The 19988-nt window shown below is 76.3% G+C and carries 1 protein-coding gene; it reads left to right on the top strand.

Annotated features, from left to right (window positions below; translation table 11 throughout):
* Positions 1–6 precede the first annotated feature (6 nt).
* The gene (locus tag IE316_RS09350; protein ID WP_190203697.1) at positions 7–19935 is read left to right on the top strand and encodes a non-ribosomal peptide synthase/polyketide synthase; all 19929 of its coding nucleotides are present in this window, start codon (positions 7–9) and stop codon (positions 19933–19935) included.
* The last annotated feature ends 53 nt before the right edge of the window (positions 19936–19988 follow it).

Genomic DNA, 19988 nt, shown 5'->3' with positions numbered 1-19988 from the left:
ACGACCATGACGTCTTCGAAGCGAAACCGTGCCGAGGCCCTTCCGCAGGACCTCCAGGAAGCACTCCGCCGCCGGCTGGCCGGCCGGGCCGCCGCCGGCACCGCCCGGCAGGCCATCCCGCGCGCCGACCGCACCCGCCCGCTGCCGCTGTCCTTCGCCCAGCAGCGCCTGTGGTTCCTGGACCGGCTGCGCCCCGGCGACCCGCGCTACAACAGCGCCGTCGCGCTGCGCCTGACCGGCGCCCTCGACCACACCGCCCTGGCCGCCGCACTGGAGCACGTGGTGGCGCGGCACGAGGCGCTGCGCACCACGTTCGAGGAGCACGACGGCACCCCGGCGCAGCGGGTGCACCCCGCCGGACCGCTCCCGCTGCCCGTCCACGACCTCACGGGAACGGCCGGCGCCGACCTGGAGGCGGCGCTGGTCGCCGAGTACGAGCGCCCCTTCGACCTGGAGGCCGGGCCGCTGCTGCGCGCCCTGCTCCTGCGGGAGGCACCCGACGCGCACGTCCTGCTGCTGACGGCCCACCACATCGTCACCGACGGCTGGTCCATGGGTGTCGCGCTCGACGAGCTGATCACCGCCTACGACGCCCTCGCCCGGGGCGCGAGCCCGGCCCTGGCGCCGGTCGCCACGCAGTACCCGGACTTCGCCGTCTGGCAACGCGAGCAGCTCTCCGGGGCCCGGCTGGAACGCCACCTGGCGTACTGGAAGGAGCACCTGTCCGGGGCGGTCGCCCCCGAACTGCCGCTGGACCGGCCCCGCCGCGGCGAGGAGTCCGGCGCGGGCGCGGTGCACACCTTCACCGTCCCGGCCACCACCACCGCCCGGCTGAAGCAGCTCGCGGCCGACCGGCACACCACCCTGTTCACCGCCCTGGTCGCCGCCTGCCAGACCCTGCTGGCCCGCTGGTCCGGGCAGGACGACATCACCGTCGGCTCGCTCACCCCCGGCCGCGGCCGCACCGACCTGGAGCGGGCCGTCGGGTTCTTCGTGAACACCGTCGCGCTGCGCACCCGCGTCGAGACCGGCGGCTCCTTCCGGGACCTGCTCACCGCCGCCGCGGACACCGTCAACAACGCCTTCGCGCACGGCGACACGCCGTTCGAGCGGCTGGTCGAGGCCGTCGGCGCGACCCGCGAGGCCGGCCGCAACCCCCTGTTCGACGTGATGGTCCTGCTGCACCCGGCACCGCCCACCGCACCCGACCCGCACGGCCTGTCCGCCTCCCCGGTCGCCGTGCCCCGGCGGGCCGCCACCTTCGACCTGAGCGTCGAGTTCGTGCCCGACGGCGACGGGCTGACCGGCCTGCTGGAGTACCGCACCGACCTGTTCGACGCGGCCACCGCCGCACGCATGGCGGACCAGTTGCTGCGCACCCTGGACGGCGCCGCCGCCGACCCCGACCGCCCGCTCGGCGCCCTGCCCCTGCTCTCGCCCGAGCAGGAGCGGCAGGTGACGCACGACTGGAACGCCACCGCGCTCGCGGTCCCCGAGGAGACCCTGCCCGAGCTGTTCGCCCGGCAGGCGGCCCGCACCCCGGACGCCACCGCCCTCGTCGCCGGGGACGTCCGCCTGGACCACGCGACGCTCGACGCGCGCGCCGACCGCGTCGCCCGTCACCTCGTGGCGCGCGGCGCGGACCCCGAACGCCTGGTCGCCCTCCGGCTGCCGCGCACCGCCGACATGATCGTGGCGATCCTCGCCGTCTGGAAGGCCGGCGCCGGCTACCTGCCTCTGGACCCGGCGCTGCCCGAGGACCGGGTGCGGTTCCTGCTCGACGACGCGCGCCCCGCGCTGGTCCTGGACGAGGCCGCGCTGCGGGAGGCGTACGACGCCCAAGACGCCCCCGCCGACGCCCCGTTGCCGTCCCCGCACCCCGACACCACCGCGTACGTCATCTACACCTCCGGCTCCACCGGCCGCCCCAAGGGCGTCGCCGTGGCCCACCGGTCGCTGGCGAACCTCCTGGCGGGCCACCGCGAGGGCTTCGTCGCCGAGGCGGGCGGCGGACCGCTGCGGGTGGCGCTCACGGCGTCGTTCTCCTTCGACACCTCGCTGGAGGGCGTGCTGCTGATGGCCGACGGCCACCCGCTGCACCTGGTCGATGAGGCGACCCGGCTGGACGCCGCCGCCCTGGTCGAGTACGTCGTCGAGCACCGCATCGACTTCCTCGACCTCACCCCCACCTATCTGCGCCAGCTCCTGCCCGCCGGGCTGCTCACCGACCCCCGCCACCACCCGCGCGTCCTCATGCTCGGCGGCGAGGCCGTCGGCCCCGCCCTGTGGCGGGAGCTGGCGGCACGGCGGGACGTGGCCGCGTACAACTTCTACGGCCCCACCGAGTGCACCGTCGACGCGCTGGCCTGCCGGATATCCGGCGACGGCCCGCCGACCGTGGGCCGGCCGCTGCCCAACGTGCGCGCCTACGTCCTCGACGACCGCCTGCGGCCCGTCCCGCCCGGCGTCGGCGGCGAACTGTACCTGGCCGGTGCGCAACTGGCCCGCGGCTACGACGGGCGGCCCGGACTGACGGCCGCCCGGTTCCTGCCCGACCCGTTCGGCCCGCCCGGCACCCGCATGTACCGCACCGGCGACCTGGCCCGCTGGAGCGCCGACGGGCGCCTGGACTACCTGGGCCGCGCCGACGACCAGGTCAAGGTGCGCGGCCACCGCATCGAGCCCGGCGAGGTCGAGGCGGCCCTGACCGACCTGCCCCAGGTCGCCGCCGCCGCGGTCGTCGCCGTCACCGACCCGCACGGCCACGTCCGGCTCGCTGCCTACCTGGTCCCCGCCGGCCCCGCCGCCCGGCCCGCCCCGGGCGAGGTGCGGACGGCCCTGCGGCAGGTGCTGCCCGACCACATGGTGCCGTCCTCCTTCACCGTGCTCGACGCCCTGCCGATGACCGTCAGCGGCAAGGTCGACCGGCGTGCCCTGCCCGCGCCCGACTTCGAAGGCACCGAGCGGGATCGGGAGTTCGTCGCCCCGCGCACCCCCGAGGAGGAGACCCTCGCCCGCATCTGGGCCGAGGTGCTCGGCGCGCGCCGGGTCGGCGTGACGGACAACTTCTTCGAGCTGGGCGGCGACTCCATCCTCAGCATCCAGGCCGTCTCCCGGGCCCGCGCGGCCGGGCTGCACCTGACCTCACGGGACGTCTTCCGCCACCAGACCGTCGCCGACCTCGCCGCCGCCGCGTCCGCGCGCACCGACCGGGTGCCCGCGCCCCGGCGCCCCGCCGAGGAGGGCCCGGCGCCGCTGACCCCCGTACAGGAGTGGTTCTTCGCCACCCACGGCCCGCTGCGGCACTTCACCATGTCGATGCTGCTGGACCTGCCGTACGACCTCGACGAGCCGGCCCTGGAGCGCGCCCTGGAAGCGCTCGCCGCCCACCACCCGGCGCTGCGCACCCGGTTCGCCCGCGCGGGCGGCACCTGGCGGCAGCACCCCGGCGAGGGCCCGGCCACCGGACTGCTCACCCGCCACGACCTCTCCGGCGCCGCCGATCCGGCGGCGGAGCGCGAACGGGCCGCCACGGCCGCCCGCGCCGCCCTCGACCCCGAGGCCGGCGCCCTGCTGCGCGCCGCCCTGTTCACGCGCACCGGTGAGCGACCCCGACTGTTCGTCACCGCGCACCACTTGGCGGTGGACAGCGTCTCCTGGCGCATCCTCCTCGCCGACCTCGCCGAGGCGTACCGGCAGGCGGCCGGGGGAGAGGCGGTCCGGCTCGAGCCCGTCGCCACCCCGTTCACCGACTGGGCCGCGCACCTCGCACGCCGGGTCCGCGACGGCGACCTCGACGCCGACCTGGCGCACTGGACGGCCGAGGCCGCCGAGCCCCGCACCCCCCTGCCCGTCGACCGCCCCGGCACCCCGCGGGCCGGCTCGGTCCGCACCCTCGACACCCGCGTGGACCGCGCCACCACCGAGGCGCTGCTGCGCCGGGTGCCCGCCGTCTACCGCACCCAGGTCAACGACGTGCTGCTCGGCGCGCTGAGCCGGGTCCTCGCCGACTGGACCGGCGCCGAACGCGTGACCGTCCTGCTCGAGGGCCACGGCCGCGAGGACGACACCCTGGACCTGTCCCGCACCGTGGGCTGGTTCACCGCCCAGTACCCCGTCACCCTCGCGCCCGCCGGACCGTCCGTCGCGCCCGACTGGGGGGCCACCCTCAAGGCGGTCAAGGAGCGGCTGCGGTCCGTGCCCCGGCACGGCCTGACGTACGAGGCCCTGGCCCGCCTCGGCTCGCCCGACCCGGCCGCCCGCGCCCTGAAGGACGTACCGCTGCCGCAGATCAGCTTCAACTACCACGGCCAGTGGGAGGCCGCCGACGGCGGCGACTTCGCCCCGGCGGGCGCGGCGCCCGGCCGCGACATCGCCCCCGACACACCGCTGGACCACCTGCTGGACGTGTCCGCCGTCGTCACCGACGGCGAGCTCCACCTCACCTGGCACTACAGCGACCAGGTGCACGACGAGACCACCGTCAGCGCCCTCGCCGACGGCATGACCGGCGCGCTCGCCGCGATCACCGAGCACTGCGCCCGGCCCGGCGCGGGCGGCCGCACCCCGTCCGACTTCCCGCTGGCCCGCCTCGACCAGGAGCGCCTGGACCGCCTCGTCGGCGACGGCCGCGACGTGGAGGACGTGCTGCCGCTCACCCCGCTCCAGGAGGGCATGCTCTTCCACCGGCTGGTCGGCGGCCCCGACGACGTCTACGTCGACCAGGCCGGCCTGCTCCTCGACGGCGTCGCCGACCCGCACGCCTTCGCCACCGCCTGGCAGCGCGTCACCGACCGCACGCCCGCCCTGCGCACCTGCGTCGTCTGGGAGGACGTGCCCGTCCCCCTCCAGGTCGTGCGCCGCGACGTGCGCGTGCCGGTCACCCACCTCGACTGGCGCGAGCTCGACGAGGTGGAACGCGCCGAGCGCCTGACCCGGCTGCGCGCCGACGACCTGGCCCGGGGCATCGATCTCGCCGCGGCGCCGCTGATGCGCCTGACCCTGGTGCGGCTGCCCGACGCCCGCCTGCACCTGCTGTGGACCTCCCACCACATCGTCCTGGACGGTTGGAGCCTCGCCCAGGTGCTCACCGAGGTGTGCGAGGAGTACGCCGCGCTCACCGCCGGCACCGAGTCCCGGCCGCCGCTGCGGCGGCCCTTCGGCGACTACGTGCGCTGGCTCGCCGACCAGGACCCCGACGCCGCCCGCGCCCACTGGCAGGGTGTCCTCGCCGCCTTCGCCGAACCCACTCCGCTGCCCACCGACCGGCCCCCGCGCGAGGCCCACCGGGCCCGTTCCGCCGCCCTGCACACGGCCGGCCTGGACGCGGAGGCGTCCGCCCGTCTCGCCCGCACCGCCCGCGAGGCCGGACTCACCCTCAACACGGTCGTCCAGGGCGCCTGGGCGCTGCTGCTGTCCCGCTACGCCGCCCAGGACGACGTGCTGTTCGGCACCACCGTCTCCGGACGGCCCGACGACCTGCCCGGCGTCGAGTCCATGGTCGGCATGTTCATCAACACGGTGCCCACCCGCGTCCGCGTGGACCCGGCCCGCCCCGCCGGGGACTGGCTGCGCGAACTCCAGGACGCCCAGGCCGAGTCGAGACGGTTCGCCGCCGCCTCGCTCGCCGAGCTGACCCAGCTCAGCGACGTGCCGTCCGGCAGCCCGCTCTTCCACAGCATGGTCGCCTTCGAGAACTACCCCTTCGACGAGGCCCGCACGGCCGGGTCCGGGATCCGCCTCGCCGACGTCTCGTCCCGCGACGCCACCAACTACCCGCTCGTGCTGCGCGCCTACCACGGCGAGCGCCTCGGCTTCGACCTCGCCCACGACCCGGACCTCTTCGACGCGACCACCGTCCACGCCCTCGCCGACCGGCTCTGCCTGCTCCTGACCGGGCTCGCCGACGGCACCGACCGGCCGCTGCGCGCCCTGGCCTGGACGACGGCCGAGGAACGGCACCGCATCCTCACCGACTGGAACGGCACCGCGTCCGGCCGCCCCGCCGAGACGCTCGTGGACCTGTTCGAGGCGCAGGCCGCCCGCACCCCCGGTGCCGTCGCCGTCACCTGCGGGACCGAGCACCTGGACTACGCGACCCTCGACGCCCGCGCCGGCCGCCTCGCCCACCGGCTCGCCGAACTCGGCGCCGGGCCCGAACGGTTCGTCGCCCTCGCCCTGCCCCGCTCCACCGACCAGGTCGTCGCCGTCCTCGCCGTGCTCAAGACCGGCGCCGCCTACCTGCCGATCGACCCGAACTCGCCCGCCGAACGCATCACCCACCTCCTCGCCGACGCCACCCCCGTCACCCTGGTGACCACCACCGGCACCGCGGCCCGCGTCGACGGCACCGGTGTGCCCGTCGTCCTCCTCGACGCCCCGGACGAGGAAGCCGACCTGGCCCGGCGCCCGGCGACCGGCCCCGCGCCGGCCCGCCGCCCCCTGCCGGAGAGCCCCGCCTACGCCATCTACACCTCCGGCTCCACCGGCCGCCCCAAGGGCGTGGTCGTCCCGCACGCCAACGTGGTGCGCCTGTTCACCCGCACCCGCCCGTGGTTCGGCTTCGGCCCGGACGACGTGTGGACGCTGTTCCACTCCTACGCGTTCGACTTCTCCGTGTGGGAGCTGTGGGGCCCGCTGCTGCACGGCGGCCGGCTCGTCGTCGTGCCCGACGAGACCGCCCGCTCCCCGGAGGACTTCCTGCGGCTGCTGGCCGACGAAGGGGTCACCGTCCTCAACCAGACGCCGTCCGCGTTCTACCCGCTCGTCCGCGCCGACGCCGAACACCCCGACACCGGCGCCCGCCTGGCCCTGCGCACCGTGATCTTCGGCGGCGAGGCCCTCGACGTCGGCCGGCTCACCGACTGGTGGGCCCGCCATCCGGCCGACACCCCGCGGCTGGTCAACATGTACGGCATCACCGAGACCACCGTGCACGTCACCCACGCCCCGCTCGACCCCGCCACCGCCGCGCACGGCCCCGCCAGCCCCATCGGCGTCGCGATACCCGACCTGAGGGTGTACGTGCTCGACCCGGACCTGGCCCCCCTGCCGCCGGGCGCCACCGGCGAGCTGTACGTCGCGGGGGAGGGCCTGGCCCGCGGCTACCTGGGCCGCCCCGGCCTGACCGCCACCCGGTTCCTCGCCGACCCGTTCGGCCCGGCCGGCAGTTGCATGTACCGCACCGGCGACCGGGCGAAGTGGCGGCCCGACGGCACCCTGGAGTACCTGGGCCGCGCGGACGCCCAGGTGAAGATCCGCGGCTACCGTATCGAGCCCGGCGAGATCGAGGCCGCCCTGCACGCCCACCCCGGGGTCGCCGACACCGCCGTCGGCGTGTTCGAGGACACCTCCGGCACCCGCCGCCTGGTGGCCCACGTCGTCGGCACCGGCGGCGCGACACCGCCGACGGCCGAGCTGCGCGCCCACCTGGAGCGGCTGCTGCCCGCCCACATGGTGCCCGCCGCCTACGTCCCGATGGACGCCCTCCCGCTCACCGTCAACGGCAAGCTCGACCGGCGCGCCCTGCCCGCCCCCACGGCGGACGGCTACGCCGCCGACACCGACCGGACCGCACCGCGCACCCCCGCCGAACGGGCGGTCGCCGCCGCCTGGTCGGACGTCCTCGGCGTCGAGGAGGTGTCCGCCGGCGACGACTTCTTCGCGCTCGGCGGCGACTCCATCCTCGCCGTCCGCGTCACCGCCCGGCTGCGCGCCGCGTTCGGCCCCGAGGTGTCCCCGCGCGTGCTGTTCACCCACAGCACCGTGTCCGCGCTCGCCGCCGAACTCGGCGACCCGGTGGGCCACACCTCCGCCACGCCCGCCGACGCGATCCCGGCGACCGCCCCGCAGACCCCGGCGCCGCTGTCGTACGCCCAGCAACGCCTGTGGTTCCTCGACCGGTTCGAGCCCGGCAGCACCGAGTACACGACGCTGTCCGTGCTGCGCCTGCGCGGCCCGCTCGACGAGCGCGCCCTGCGGACCGCCCTGGACGGCCTCGTCGCCCGCCACGAGTCCCTGCGCACCACCTTCGCCGAACACGACGGGCAGCCCCGGCAGGTGGTGCACCCGCCGCACCCGGCCGCCCTGACCGTGGACGACCTCACCACCGCCGCCGACCCGACGGCCGCGCTGGACGACCTGCTGGAGCGCGAGGCCACCACGCCGTTCGACCTGGCGGCCGGGCCGCTGCTGCGCGCCCGCCTGGCCCGCACCGCCGACGACGAGCACGTCCTGGCCCTCGCCGTCCACCACATCGTCACCGACGGCTGGTCCCTCGGCGTCCTCGGCCGGGACCTGGGCGAGCTGTACGCGGCCGCCCGCGAGGGCCGCCGCCCCGAACTCCCCGGCCTGCCCGTGCGCTACGCCGACCACGCCGCCTGGCAGCGCGCCCGCACCGACCAGGTCGAGCGGCAACTCGCCCACTGGCGCGAGCGGCTCGCCGGCGTACCGCCGCTGGAGCTGCCGACGGACCGGGCGCGCCCCGCCGTCCGCTCCCGCGACGGCGCGCTGGTGACCTTCACGCTGCCCGCCGAGCTGACCGACCGGCTGCGCGAGCGGGGCCGGGAGGCCGACGCCACCCTCTACATGACCCTCCTCGCCGGCTGCACGGTCCTGCTGTCCCGCTGGGCCGACCAGGACGACTTCGCCCTCGGCACCGTCACCGCGGGCCGTGAGCGCCCCGAACTGCACGACGTCGTCGGCATGTTCGTCAACACCCTGGTGCTGCGCAACGAGGTCCGGCCCGGCACGTCGTTCCGCGCGCTGCTGGAGCAGGTGCGCGGCACCGTCCTGGACGCCTTCGCCCACCAGGACGTGCCCTTCGAACGGCTGGTGGACGTCCTCCAGCCCGAACGGGACACCAGCCGCACCCCCTTGTTCCAGGTCATGGTCGCCCTGCACAACCTGGGCGCCGAGGCACCCGAACTGCCCGGCCTGGACGCCGAGCCGCTGCTGCCGCCGGTCCGGCACGCCACCTTCGACCTGGCCTTCGACTTCGTCGAGGGCGACGGCGGCGTCACCGGCCACCTGGAGTACGACACCGGCCTGTTCGACGAGGACACCGTCCGCGGCCTGGCCGCCCGCCTGCGCCTGCTGCTGGAGGCGGCGGTGCGCGACCCGGACCGCGACGTGCGGGCGCTGGAGCTGATGACCCCCGACGAGCGGCGGCGGGTGCTGCACGACGGGCAGGGCGTGCGCCTCCCCGTCCCGGACACCACCTACCCCGCCCTGTTCGAGGCCCAGGCCGCCCGCACCCCGTACGCGACCGCGCTGGTCGCCCGCGACGCCACCCTCGACTTCGCCGCCCTCAACGACCGCGCGAACCGGCTCGCCCACCACCTGCTGGCCCTGGGGGCCGGACCCGAGCGGGTGGTCGCCGTCCGGCTGCCGCGCACCTCCGAGCTGGTCGTCGCGGTCCTCGCCGTCGCCAAGTCCGGCGCCACCCTGCTCCACCTCGACCCCGACCTGCCCGCCGAACGCGCCGCCGGGCTCCTCCAGGACGCCGCCCCGCGCGTCGTGCTCACCGCCGACGCGCTGAGCGCCACCCCCTGGGACCGGCTGCCCGCCCACGACGTCACCGACCGCGACCGACCGGCCCCGCTGCTCCCGCGGCACGCCGCCTACATGATCTACACCTCCGGCTCCACCGGCCGCCCCAAGGGCGTCGTCGTGGAACACCGCCACCTGGTCAACCTCTGCCACGACCACCGCGCGGGGCTCGTCGCCCCGCACACCGCGGACGGGCGGCGGCTGCGCGCCGCGCTCAGCGCCTCGTTCTCCTTCGACACCTCCTGGGAGGGCCCGCTGCTGCTCGCCCTCGGCCAGGAGGTCCACCTCATCGACGAGGACGTGCGCCTGGACCCCGAGGCGTTCTGCGCGCGGATCGCCGACCGGAACCTGGACCTGGTCAACGTCACCCCGTCCTTCCTGCGCGAACTCCTCGCCGCGGGCCTCCTCGCCCCCGGCCGCCACCACCCCCGCGTCCTGCTCGTCGGCGGCGAGGCGACCGGCCCCGACACCTGGCGCGAGCTGTGCGCGGCCGCCGAACTCGGCGTCACCGCCTACAACATGTACGGCCCCACCGAGTGCACCGTCGACGCCACCTACGGCCGCGTCACCGACCGCCCCGACCGGCCGGTCATCGGACGGCCCGGCGCCAACCTGCGCGCCTACGTCCTCGACGGCTCCCTGCGCCCGGTACCGCCCGGCACGCCCGGCGAGCTGTACCTCGCCGGCGCCCAGGTCGCCCGCGGCTACCTCGGCCGGCCCGGCCTGACCGCCGCCAGGTTCCTCGCCGACCCGTTCGGCGCGCCGGGGGAGCGCATGTACCGCACCGGCGACCGCGCCCGCCGCGACGCCCAGGGGCTGCTGGAGTTCCTGGGCCGCGCCGACGAACAGATCAAGATCCGCGGCTTCCGCATCGAACCCGGCGAGATCGAGGCCGCGCTGCTCGCCCACCCGGACGTCGCCGACGCCGTCGTCACGGCACGCGACCACGCGGGCCGCCGCATGCTCGTGGCGTACCTGGTGCCCGCCGGGGACACCGCCCCGGCCGCCGACGAGCTGCGCCTCGCGCTGCGCCGCACCCTGCCGGACCACATGGTGCCCGCGGCGTTCGTGCCGCTGACCCGGATCCCGCGCACCACCAGCGGCAAGACCGACCGGCGCGCCCTGCCCGCCCCGCCGGTCCAGCCCGGCACCACGGCCGCCTACGTGCCGCCCCGCCCCGGCACCGAACAGACGCTGGCCGCGATCTGGGCCGACGTGCTGCACGTCGAACGGGTGGGCGCACGCGACAACTTCTTCACGCTCGGCGGCGACTCGATCCTCAGCATCCAGATCGTCTCCCGGGCCCGCCAGGCCGGCCTCGCGCTGACCACCAAGGACGTCTTCCGCCACCAGACCGTCGCCGAACTCGCCCTGCGCGTCACCGAGTCGGCACCGGCCACCACCGGCACGACCGCCCCCGCCGAGGCACCGCTCACCCCCATCCAGCGCTGGTACCTCGACGGCCGCACCCCCGGTGAGCCGCTGCGTTTCACCATGTCGCAGCGCCTCGAACTCGCACCCGGCACCGACCTGTCGGCCTTGCGCACCGCCGCCGACGCCGTCGTACGCCACCACCCGGCGCTGCGCACCCGCTTCCGCCGCACCGAGGACGGCTGGCGCCAGGAGGTCCTGCCCGGCGTCCCGGACGGCACCGTCACCCGGCACGACGTGACCGGCCTCGACGGCCCCGCCCTGGAGACCGAGGCGGTCCGCCTCGCGGACGAGGCCCGCGCCGCCCTCGACCCCACCGAGGGCCGGGTGGCGCGCGTCCTCCTCCTCGACCGCGGCCCGCACGCACCCGCCCAACTGCTCTTCACCGTCCACCACCTGGCCGTCGACGGCGTCTCCTGGCGCATCCTGCTGGGCGACCTGGAGACCGCGCACCGGCAGGCCGCCGCCGGACAGCCCGTCGAGCTGCCCCCGGCCACCACCGCCTACGGCCACTGGGCGGCCCGGCTGGAGGCCCACACCCGCTCCGGTGCGATGGACGGCGACCTCGGCCACTGGCGGCGCACCGCCGAGGCACCCGCCGACCTGCCCGCGGGCCGGACCGGACCCAACACCCACGGCACCGCCGCCACGGTCACCGTGGAACTGGAGCCGGAGACCACCGAGGCCCTGCTGCGCCAGGTCCCCGAGGTCTACCGCACCCAGGTCAACGACGTCCTGCTCAGCGCCCTCGGCCGCACCCTGGCCCGCTGGTGCGGACGCGACAGCGTGCTGGTCGGTGTGGAGGGCCACGGCCGCGAGGACCTCTTCGACGACCTGGACCTGTCCCGCACGGTCGGCTGGTTCACCGCCGAGTTCCCGCTCGCGCTGACCACCGCCCCCGACGCCGGCTGGCACGACACCCTGCGCTCGGTCAAGGAGCAGTTGCGCGCGGTGCCCCTGCGCGGCCTGAGCCACGGTGCGCTGCGCCACCTGCTGCCCGACAGCCCGCTGGCCGGCGCCCCGGCACCGCGGGTCGGCTTCAACTACCACGGCCGGTGGGACGCCGACGCGGGCGGCAGCGGCCTGTACGCCGCCGCCCTGCCCCCGGCCGGCTCCGACACCGACCCCGACGCCCCCCGGTCCTACCTGCTGGACATCACCGGCGTGGTGCAGGACGGCCGGCTCGAACTCGGCTGGACCTACCCGCCGGCCGTCTACGACGAGGCCACCGTCCGCACGCTCGCCGAGGAGATGTGCGCGGCGCTGCGCGAGATCGCGGCCCACTGCGCCTCCCCGGACGCGGGCGGCCGCACCCCGTCCGACTTCCCGCTGGCCGGGCTCGGCCAGCCGGAGCTGGACCGCCTCGTGGGCTCCGGCCGGCACGTGGCCGACGTCCTGCCGCTGACCCCGCTGCAGGCCGGCATGCTCTTCCACGGCCTCGTCGACACGGCGGGCGCCTACTGCGACCGCGTGGCCGTCCGCCTGTCCGGGGTGAGCGACCCGCAGCGCTTCGCCGCCGCCTGGCAACAGGTCGCCGACCGCACCGAGGCCCTGCGCACCAGCGTCCACTGGCAGGGCCTGCCGCACCCCGTGCAGGTCGTGCACCGGCACGTGGAGCTGCCCGTCACCCACCTGGACTGGCGCCGGCTCACGGCCGAGGAGCGGGCGACGGCCACCGAGGACCTGCTGGCCGCCGACCGCGCCACCGGCATGGACCTGACCACCGCACCCCTCACCCGCATCACGCTGGCCGCACTGCCCGGCGACGAGGTCCTGCTCCTGTGGTCCTCCCACCACCTGATCCTGGACGGCTGGAGCACCGGCCGGCTCCTCACCGAGGTGTGCGAGCGCTACGCCGCCCTCACCGGCGGCCCAGCCGCCCCCGCACCGGTCAGGCGCCCCTTCGCCGACTTCCTGCGCTGGCTGCACGACCAGGACGAGACCGCCGCCGAGGCCCACTGGACCGAGACGCTCGCCGGGTTCGCCGCCCGCACCCCGCTGCCCTACGACCGCACACCGGCCCAGGAGCACCGCGCCCGCGCCGCCGCCCTCACCAGCCGCCGGCTCGACGAGGACCTCTCGGCACGGCTGCGGCAGGGCGCCGCCCGCGCCGGGCTCACGGTGAACACCGTCATCGAGGGCGCCTGGGCGCTGCTCCTGGCCCGCCACAGCGGCCGCGCCGACGTCGTGTTCGGCACCACCGTCTCCGGACGCCCGGCCGAACTGCCCGGCGTGGAGTCGATGATCGGCATGTTCATCAACACCGTGCCCACCCGCGTCCGGGTGGAGGGCGGGGGAGCGGCGTCCTGGCTGCGCGCGGTGCAGGAGCACCAGAGCGACACCCGGCGCTTCGACCACCTCGCCCTGCCCCGCATCCAGGCGCTGAGCGAGGTCCCGGCCGGCGAGGCGCTGTTCGACAGCATGGTGGTGTTCGAGAACTACCCCGTCGACGAGTCCGCCACCGCCCGCACGGGCGTCCAGGTCCAGGAGGTGCGCGCCGAGGACGCGCCCACCTTCCCGCTGTGCCTGCGCGCCCACCTCGGTGACCGCCTCGGCCTCGACCTCGCCTACGACGCCGGCCTGTTCGACGCGGACACCGCCGACCACCTCGCCGACCGCCTCACCGTCGTCCTGCGCGCCCTCGCCGACGCCCTGGAGACCGACGCGGACGTGACCGGCTTGGACGCGCTGACCGAGGACGACCGCGCCCTGCTGGAGCGGTGGAACACCACCGCCCGCCGGACCGGACCGAGCAGCCCCGTCGCCCTCTTCGCCGAGCAGGCCCGCCGCACCCCTGAGGCACCCGCGCTGCGCGACGGCGACACGCACCTGACGTACCGTCAACTCGACGAGTGGTCCGACGCGGTGGCCTCCCGGCTCCTCGCCGGCGGACTGCGCGCCGAGGACCGGGTGGCCCTGCTGATGGACCGCTGCGCCGCCCTCGTCGTCGCCCAGCTCGCCGTCCTCAAGGCGGGCGGCGCCTACGTGCCCGTGGACGCCCGCGCCCCCGAGGACCGGCTCCGCGCGCTGATCGGACGCGCGGGCGCGGCGGTCCGGCTGACCGCCGAGGACGTCACCGCCGCGCGCACCCCCGTACCGGACGCGCCCGCCGCCGCACCCGCGGACCCCGACCGGCTCGCCTACGTGATGTTCACCTCCGGGTCGACCGGCGAGCCGAAGGCGGTCGCCGTACGCCACCGCGACGTGGCCGCCCTCGCCACCGACAGCCGCTTCACCGGCGGCGTGAGCGACCGGGTGCTGCTGCACTCCCCGGTGGCCTTCGACGCCGCCACCTTCGAGGTGTGGGCGCCGCTGCTCACCGGCGGCTGCGTCGTCGTGGCCCCCTCGCGGCCGCTGGACGCCGCCCTGCTGCGGCAGCTCATCGGCGACACCGGCCTGAGCGCGCTGTGGCTGACCGCCGGCTTGTTCCGGCTACTCGCCCAGGACGCCCCGGACTGCTTCACCGGCCTGCGCCAGGTGTGGACCGGCGGCGACGTCGTGCCCGCCGCGGCCGTACGCCGCGTCCTGGCCGCCTGCCCGGACCTGACCGTCGTGGACGGCTACGGCCCCACCGAGACGACGACGTTCGCCACGTCCTTCCCGCTCGCCGACGCGGCCGCCGTCCCCGACACCGTGCCCATCGGCCACCCCCTCGACGCAATGCGCGTGCACGTCCTCGACCGCCGGCTGCGGCCCGTGCCCCCCGGCTGCCCGGGCGAGCTGTACCTCTCCGGCGAGGGCGTGGCCCGCGGCTACCTGGGCCGCCCCGGCGACACCGCGGCCCGCTTCCTGGCCGACCCGGCCGGCCCGCCCGGCAGCCGCATGTACCGCACCGGCGACCTGGCCCGCCGCCGCCCCGACGGCACCGTGGAGTTCCTGGGCCGCGCCGACGACCAGGTGAAGATCCGCGGCTTCCGCGTCGAACCCGGCGAGGTCGAGGCCGTCCTCGCCGGACACCCCGGCGTCACCGACGTGACCGTGCTCGCCCGCGAGGACCGGCCCGGCAGCCGCCGCCTGGTCGCCTACGTGGTCGGCACCGAAGACGTCGCGTCCCTGCGGGAGTTCGCCCGCACCGCCCTGCCGGACTACCTCGTGCCGTCGGCGTTCGTCGTCCTGCCCGCACTGCCGCTCAGCCGCAACGGCAAGGTCGACCGGGCGGCCCTGCCCGCGCCGGACCCCGCGACCGGCGCGGCGCAGGACGCGCCCGTCGAGCCGCGCACCGACGCCGAGCGCCGCACGCTGGAGGTCTTCACCGACGTCCTCGCCGACGTCCTGTCCGTGCCGCGCCCCGGCGTGCGGGACGACTTCTTCCAGCTCGGCGGCGACTCCATTCTCAGCATCCGCCTCGCCGTCCGCCTCTCCGAGGCGTTCGGCACCGACCTGTCCCCGCGCGCGGTGTTCACCCACCCGACCCCCGAGGCCCTCGCCGCCCTGCTCACCGAGGAACGCCCCGCCGACACCCCGCCCGCGACGATCACCCCCGTCACCCGCGACACGCCCGCCCCGATGTCGTACGCCCAGCAACGCCTGTGGTTCCTGGAGGAGTTCGCGCCCGGCAGCGGCGAGTACACCACCGCGCTGGCCCTGCGGCTGCGCGGCCGGCTCGACGTGCCCGCCCTCACCGCGGCGCTCGGCGCCCTGGTCGAGCGGCACGAGGCACTGCGCACCACCTTCGACGCGGCCGACGGCCACGGCGTGCAGATCGTCCACCCCGCCGGGGACATCCCGCTGACCCTGCACGACCTGTCGCAGCTCACCGGCGACGCACGCGACGCCCGGCTCGCCGACCTGCTCGATGCCGAACGCGCCCGCACCTTCGACCTGCGGCGCGGCCCCCTCCTGCAGACGGGCCTGATCCGGCTCGCGGACGACGAGCACGTCCTGACGCTGACCCTGCACCACATCGTCACCGACGGCTGGTCCACCGGCGTGCTCACCGGCGACCTCGCCCACTACTACCGCACCGAACTCGGCGCGGAGCCAGGCGCGTTGCCGCCGCTGCCGGTGCAGTACGCCGACTACGCCCACTGGCAGCGCGGGCGCGGCACCGACGACCACCTCGCGTACTGGAAGGAGCACCTGGCCGGGCTGGAGACGCTGGACCTGCCCACCGACCGGCCCCGCCCCGCGGTGCGCACCCACCGGGGCGCCTCCGTGCGGCTCGCCCTGCCCCGCGAGACGACCCGCCGCCTCGCCCGGGTGGGCCGCGACCGGCAGGCCACCCTGTTCACCACCCTGGTCGCCGCCGCCCAGGCATACCTGGCCCGCCTGACCGGCGGCGAGGACATCACCGTCGGCACCGTCACCTCCGGCCGCGACCGCGCCGAGGTCCAGCACCTCGTCGGGTTCTTCGTCAACACCCTCGTGCTGCGCTCCCGCGTCACGCCCGACCGCCCGTTCCCCGAGTTCCTCGGCGACGTCCGCGAGACCGTCCTGGACGCCTTCGCCCACCAGGAGGCACCGTTCGAGCAGGTCGTGGACGAGGTCCAGCCGGTCCGCGACACCAGCCGCACCCCGCTGTTCCAGGTCATGGTGGTCCTCCAGAACGCCCCGGCCGCCGCCCTAGACCTGCCCGGCCTCCAGGTCACCGACATCGACACCGAACTGCGGCACGCCGCGTTCGACCTCACCCTCGAGTTCGCCGAGACCGGCACCGGCGAACTGCACGGCGTCCTCACCTACAACACCGACCTCTTCGACGCGGCCACCGCCGAACGCATGGCCGACCAGCTCGGCATCCTCCTGAGTGCCGTCGCCGAGAACCCCGACCGGCCGCTCGGCGCCCTGCCGCTCGCCACCGACGAGACGCTCAAGGCCGTGCTCGACCAGGGCCGCGCCACCGCCCGCCCGGTCCCGGCGGCCACCCTGCCCGAGCTGTTCGAACGACAGGCCGCCCGCACCCCCGACGCCGTCGCCCTGGCCGACGCCGACGGCCGGGAACTGACGTACGCGCACGTCGAACGCGCCGCCAACCGGCTGGCGCACCGCCTCATCGCCCGGGGCACCGGCCCCGAGCGGATCGTGGCGGTGGCCCTGCCCCGCAGCGCCGAGACGGTCGTGGCGCAGCTCGCCGTCACCAAGGCCGGCGGCGCCTTCCTGCCCGTCGACCCCGACTACCCCGAGCAGCGCCGGGAGTTCATGCTCCGCGACGCCGGCGCCTGGCTCGTCCTGGACGACCCCGCCGCCGTGTGGGACGCCGACGGCCCGGACACCGCGCCCACGGACGCCGACCGCACCTCCCCGCTGACCGTCGACCACCCGGCGTACGTGATCTACACGTCCGGCTCCACCGGCACCCCCAAGGGCGTCACGGTGACGCACCGCGGCCTCGCCGCCTTCGCCGCGTCGGCCGCCGACCGCTACGACGCCGGCCCCGGCGACCGCGTCCTGCAGTTCGCCTCACCCAGCTTCGACGCCTCCGTGCTGGAGCTGTGCGTGTCCCTGCTCAGCGGCGCCACCCTGCTCACCGGGGAGGAGGGCCCCCTCGTCGGCGAACGCCTCGCCGAGGTCCTCGCCGGGCGGCGCGTCAGCCACACCCTGATCCCGCCCGCCGCCCTCGCGACGGTCGACCCGGCCACCGCCGACACCCTGCCGCACCTGCGCACCCTCATCGTCGGCGCCGAGGCATGCCCCGCCCACCTCGTCGAGCGGTGGGCCCCAGGGCGACGGATGATCAACTCGTACGGCCCGACCGAGGCCACCGTCGTCGCCACCTGGACCGGTCCGCTCACCCCGGGCGCGGCCGCCCCGCCCATCGGACGCCCGGCCGGCGCGACCCGCGTCCACGTCCTCGACGCCGCCCTGCGCCCCGTCCCGCCCGGCGTCACCGGCGACCTCTACGTCTCCGGACCCGGGCTGGCCCGCGGCTACCTCCACCGGCCAGGGCTGACCGCGTCCCGCTTCGTCGCCGACCCGTTCGGCGCCCCCGGCGAACGCATGTACCGCACCGGCGACCGCGCCCGCTGGGACGCCAACGGCGACCTGCGCTTCGCCGGACGCGCCGACGCCCAGCTCAAACTGCGCGGCTTCCGCATCGAGCCCGGAGAGATCGAGAGCGCGCTGCGCGGCAGCCCGCTGGTGCGCGACGCGGTCGTCACCGTGCGCGCCGGCGGCAGTGACCCGGACGGCCGCTCCGGCGCCCGGCTGGTCGCCCACGTCGTCCCCGCCGACGGCGCCCCGGACCCCCTGCCCGTACCCGAACTGCGCGACCACCTCGCCGGGCTGCTCCCGGCACACATGATCCCCACGGCGTTCGTGCCGCTGGCCCGGTTGCCGCTCACCCCGAACGGCAAGACCGACCGCAACGCCCTGCCCGAACCCGGGCCCACGCACTCCGCCACCGGGCCGCACACGCCCCCGCGCACCGACACCGAACGCCGCGTCGCCCGCATCTGGGGCGACGTCCTCGGCGTCGCCGACGTCGGCGCGCACGACAACTTCTTCCACCTCGGCGGTGACTCCGTCCTCAGCATGCAGGTCGTCTCCCGGCTGCGCCGCGACGGCCTGCACGTGACCACCCGCGACCTGTTCACCCACCAGACCGTCGCCGAACTGGCCGGCGTCGTCACCACCGCCCCCCGGCACACCGGGGAGGAGGCGGTCAGCGGGGACGTGCCGCTCACCCCGATCCAGGAGTGGTTCCTGACCGGACAGCGCGCCAGCCACGCCCACTTCAACCAGTCCCTGCTGGTGGAACTCGCCCCCGGCGTGGACGCCACCGCCCTGGAGACCGCCCTCAACGCCCTGCTCGACCACCACGACGCCCTGCGCATGCGCTTCACCGCCGACCAGGACGGCTGGCGCCAGTACAACCCGCCCGCGGGCGACACCGACCGCGACGGGCTCCTGACCCGCCACGACCTCGGCGGCCTCACCGCCACCGACGCGGACACGGCGATGGAGAAGGCCGCCGACGACCTGCACACCGGCTTCGACCTCGCGCGCGGCCCGCTGCTGCGGGCGGCCCTGTTCACCGGCGCCGCCGACCGGCCCGACTTCCTCCTCCTGGTCGGCCACCACCTGGTCGTGGACGCCGTCTCCTGGCGCATCCTGCGCGACGACCTGGAGGCCGCCTACCGGCAGGCGGTCCAGGGCGAACCCGTGGCCCTCGGCGAACGCACCACCTCCTTCCGCGACTGGGCCCGCGGCCTCGCCGCCCACGTCGCCTCCGGCGCCCTCGACCACGAACTGCCTTACTGGGAACGCGCCGTGGACACCGAGCCGCTCCCCTCCGGGACACCGGAGGGCCCCGACACGGGCACCGTCGACACCCTCACCGTCGAACTGGACGAGACGGACACCGAGGCGCTGCTGCGCGCCGCGCCGACCGCCTACCGCACCCGCGTCAACGACGTCCTCCTCGCCGCCCTCGCCCTCGCCCTGGCCCGCTGGACCGGCCACGAGGACGTCCGCCTGGACCTGGAGGGACACGGCCGCGAGGACCTGCTCGACGACGTCGACCTGACCCGCACCGTCGGCTGGTTCACCACCGTCCACCCCGTCGCCCTCCAGGTCCCCGAACCCGCCGACCTCGGCCCCGACCGCGACTGGCGCACCCTGGTGAAGTCCGTACGCCGCCAACTGCGCGCCGTACCCGGCAACGGCCTCGGCTTCGGCGCCCTGCGCACCTTCGGTCCGCCCGAGGTGCGCGAGCGCCTGGGACGCGCCGCCCACGGACAGGTCGTCTTCAACTACCTCGGACAGTGGGACTCCCGCCCCGAGAACCCCGGGGACGGCCTGGTCCGCGCCGAACACGGCTCGTTCGGCCGCCACCACGACCCGCGCGACAGCGGCTCCCACCCGCTGGAGATCGTCGGCGCCGTCCAGCGCGGCCGGCTGTCCTTCACCTGGCACCACCGGCCCGCCCTGCACGCCACCGACACCGTGCGCCGGGCCGCCGAGGACTTCGCCCGGGCCCTGCGCCACATCGCCCACCACGCCCGCGAGCGCCGGTGACCCCCCACCCCGTGGGCCGCGCCCCACCACCGCACCGGACCACCGACCCGTGA

The organism is Streptomyces fumanus (assembly GCF_014655295.1).
Taxonomy (GTDB): Bacteria; Actinomycetota; Actinomycetes; order Streptomycetales; family Streptomycetaceae; genus Streptomyces; species Streptomyces fumanus.
Note: the sequence above shows the minus strand (reverse complement) of the source record. Positions and strands in the feature narration are given on the sequence as shown.

Coding starts and splice junctions, on each gene's coding strand:
- IE316_RS09350 (WP_190203697.1), top strand. CDS start 7: ATGACGTCTTCGAAGCGAAACCGTGCCGAGGCCCTTCCGCAGGACCTC.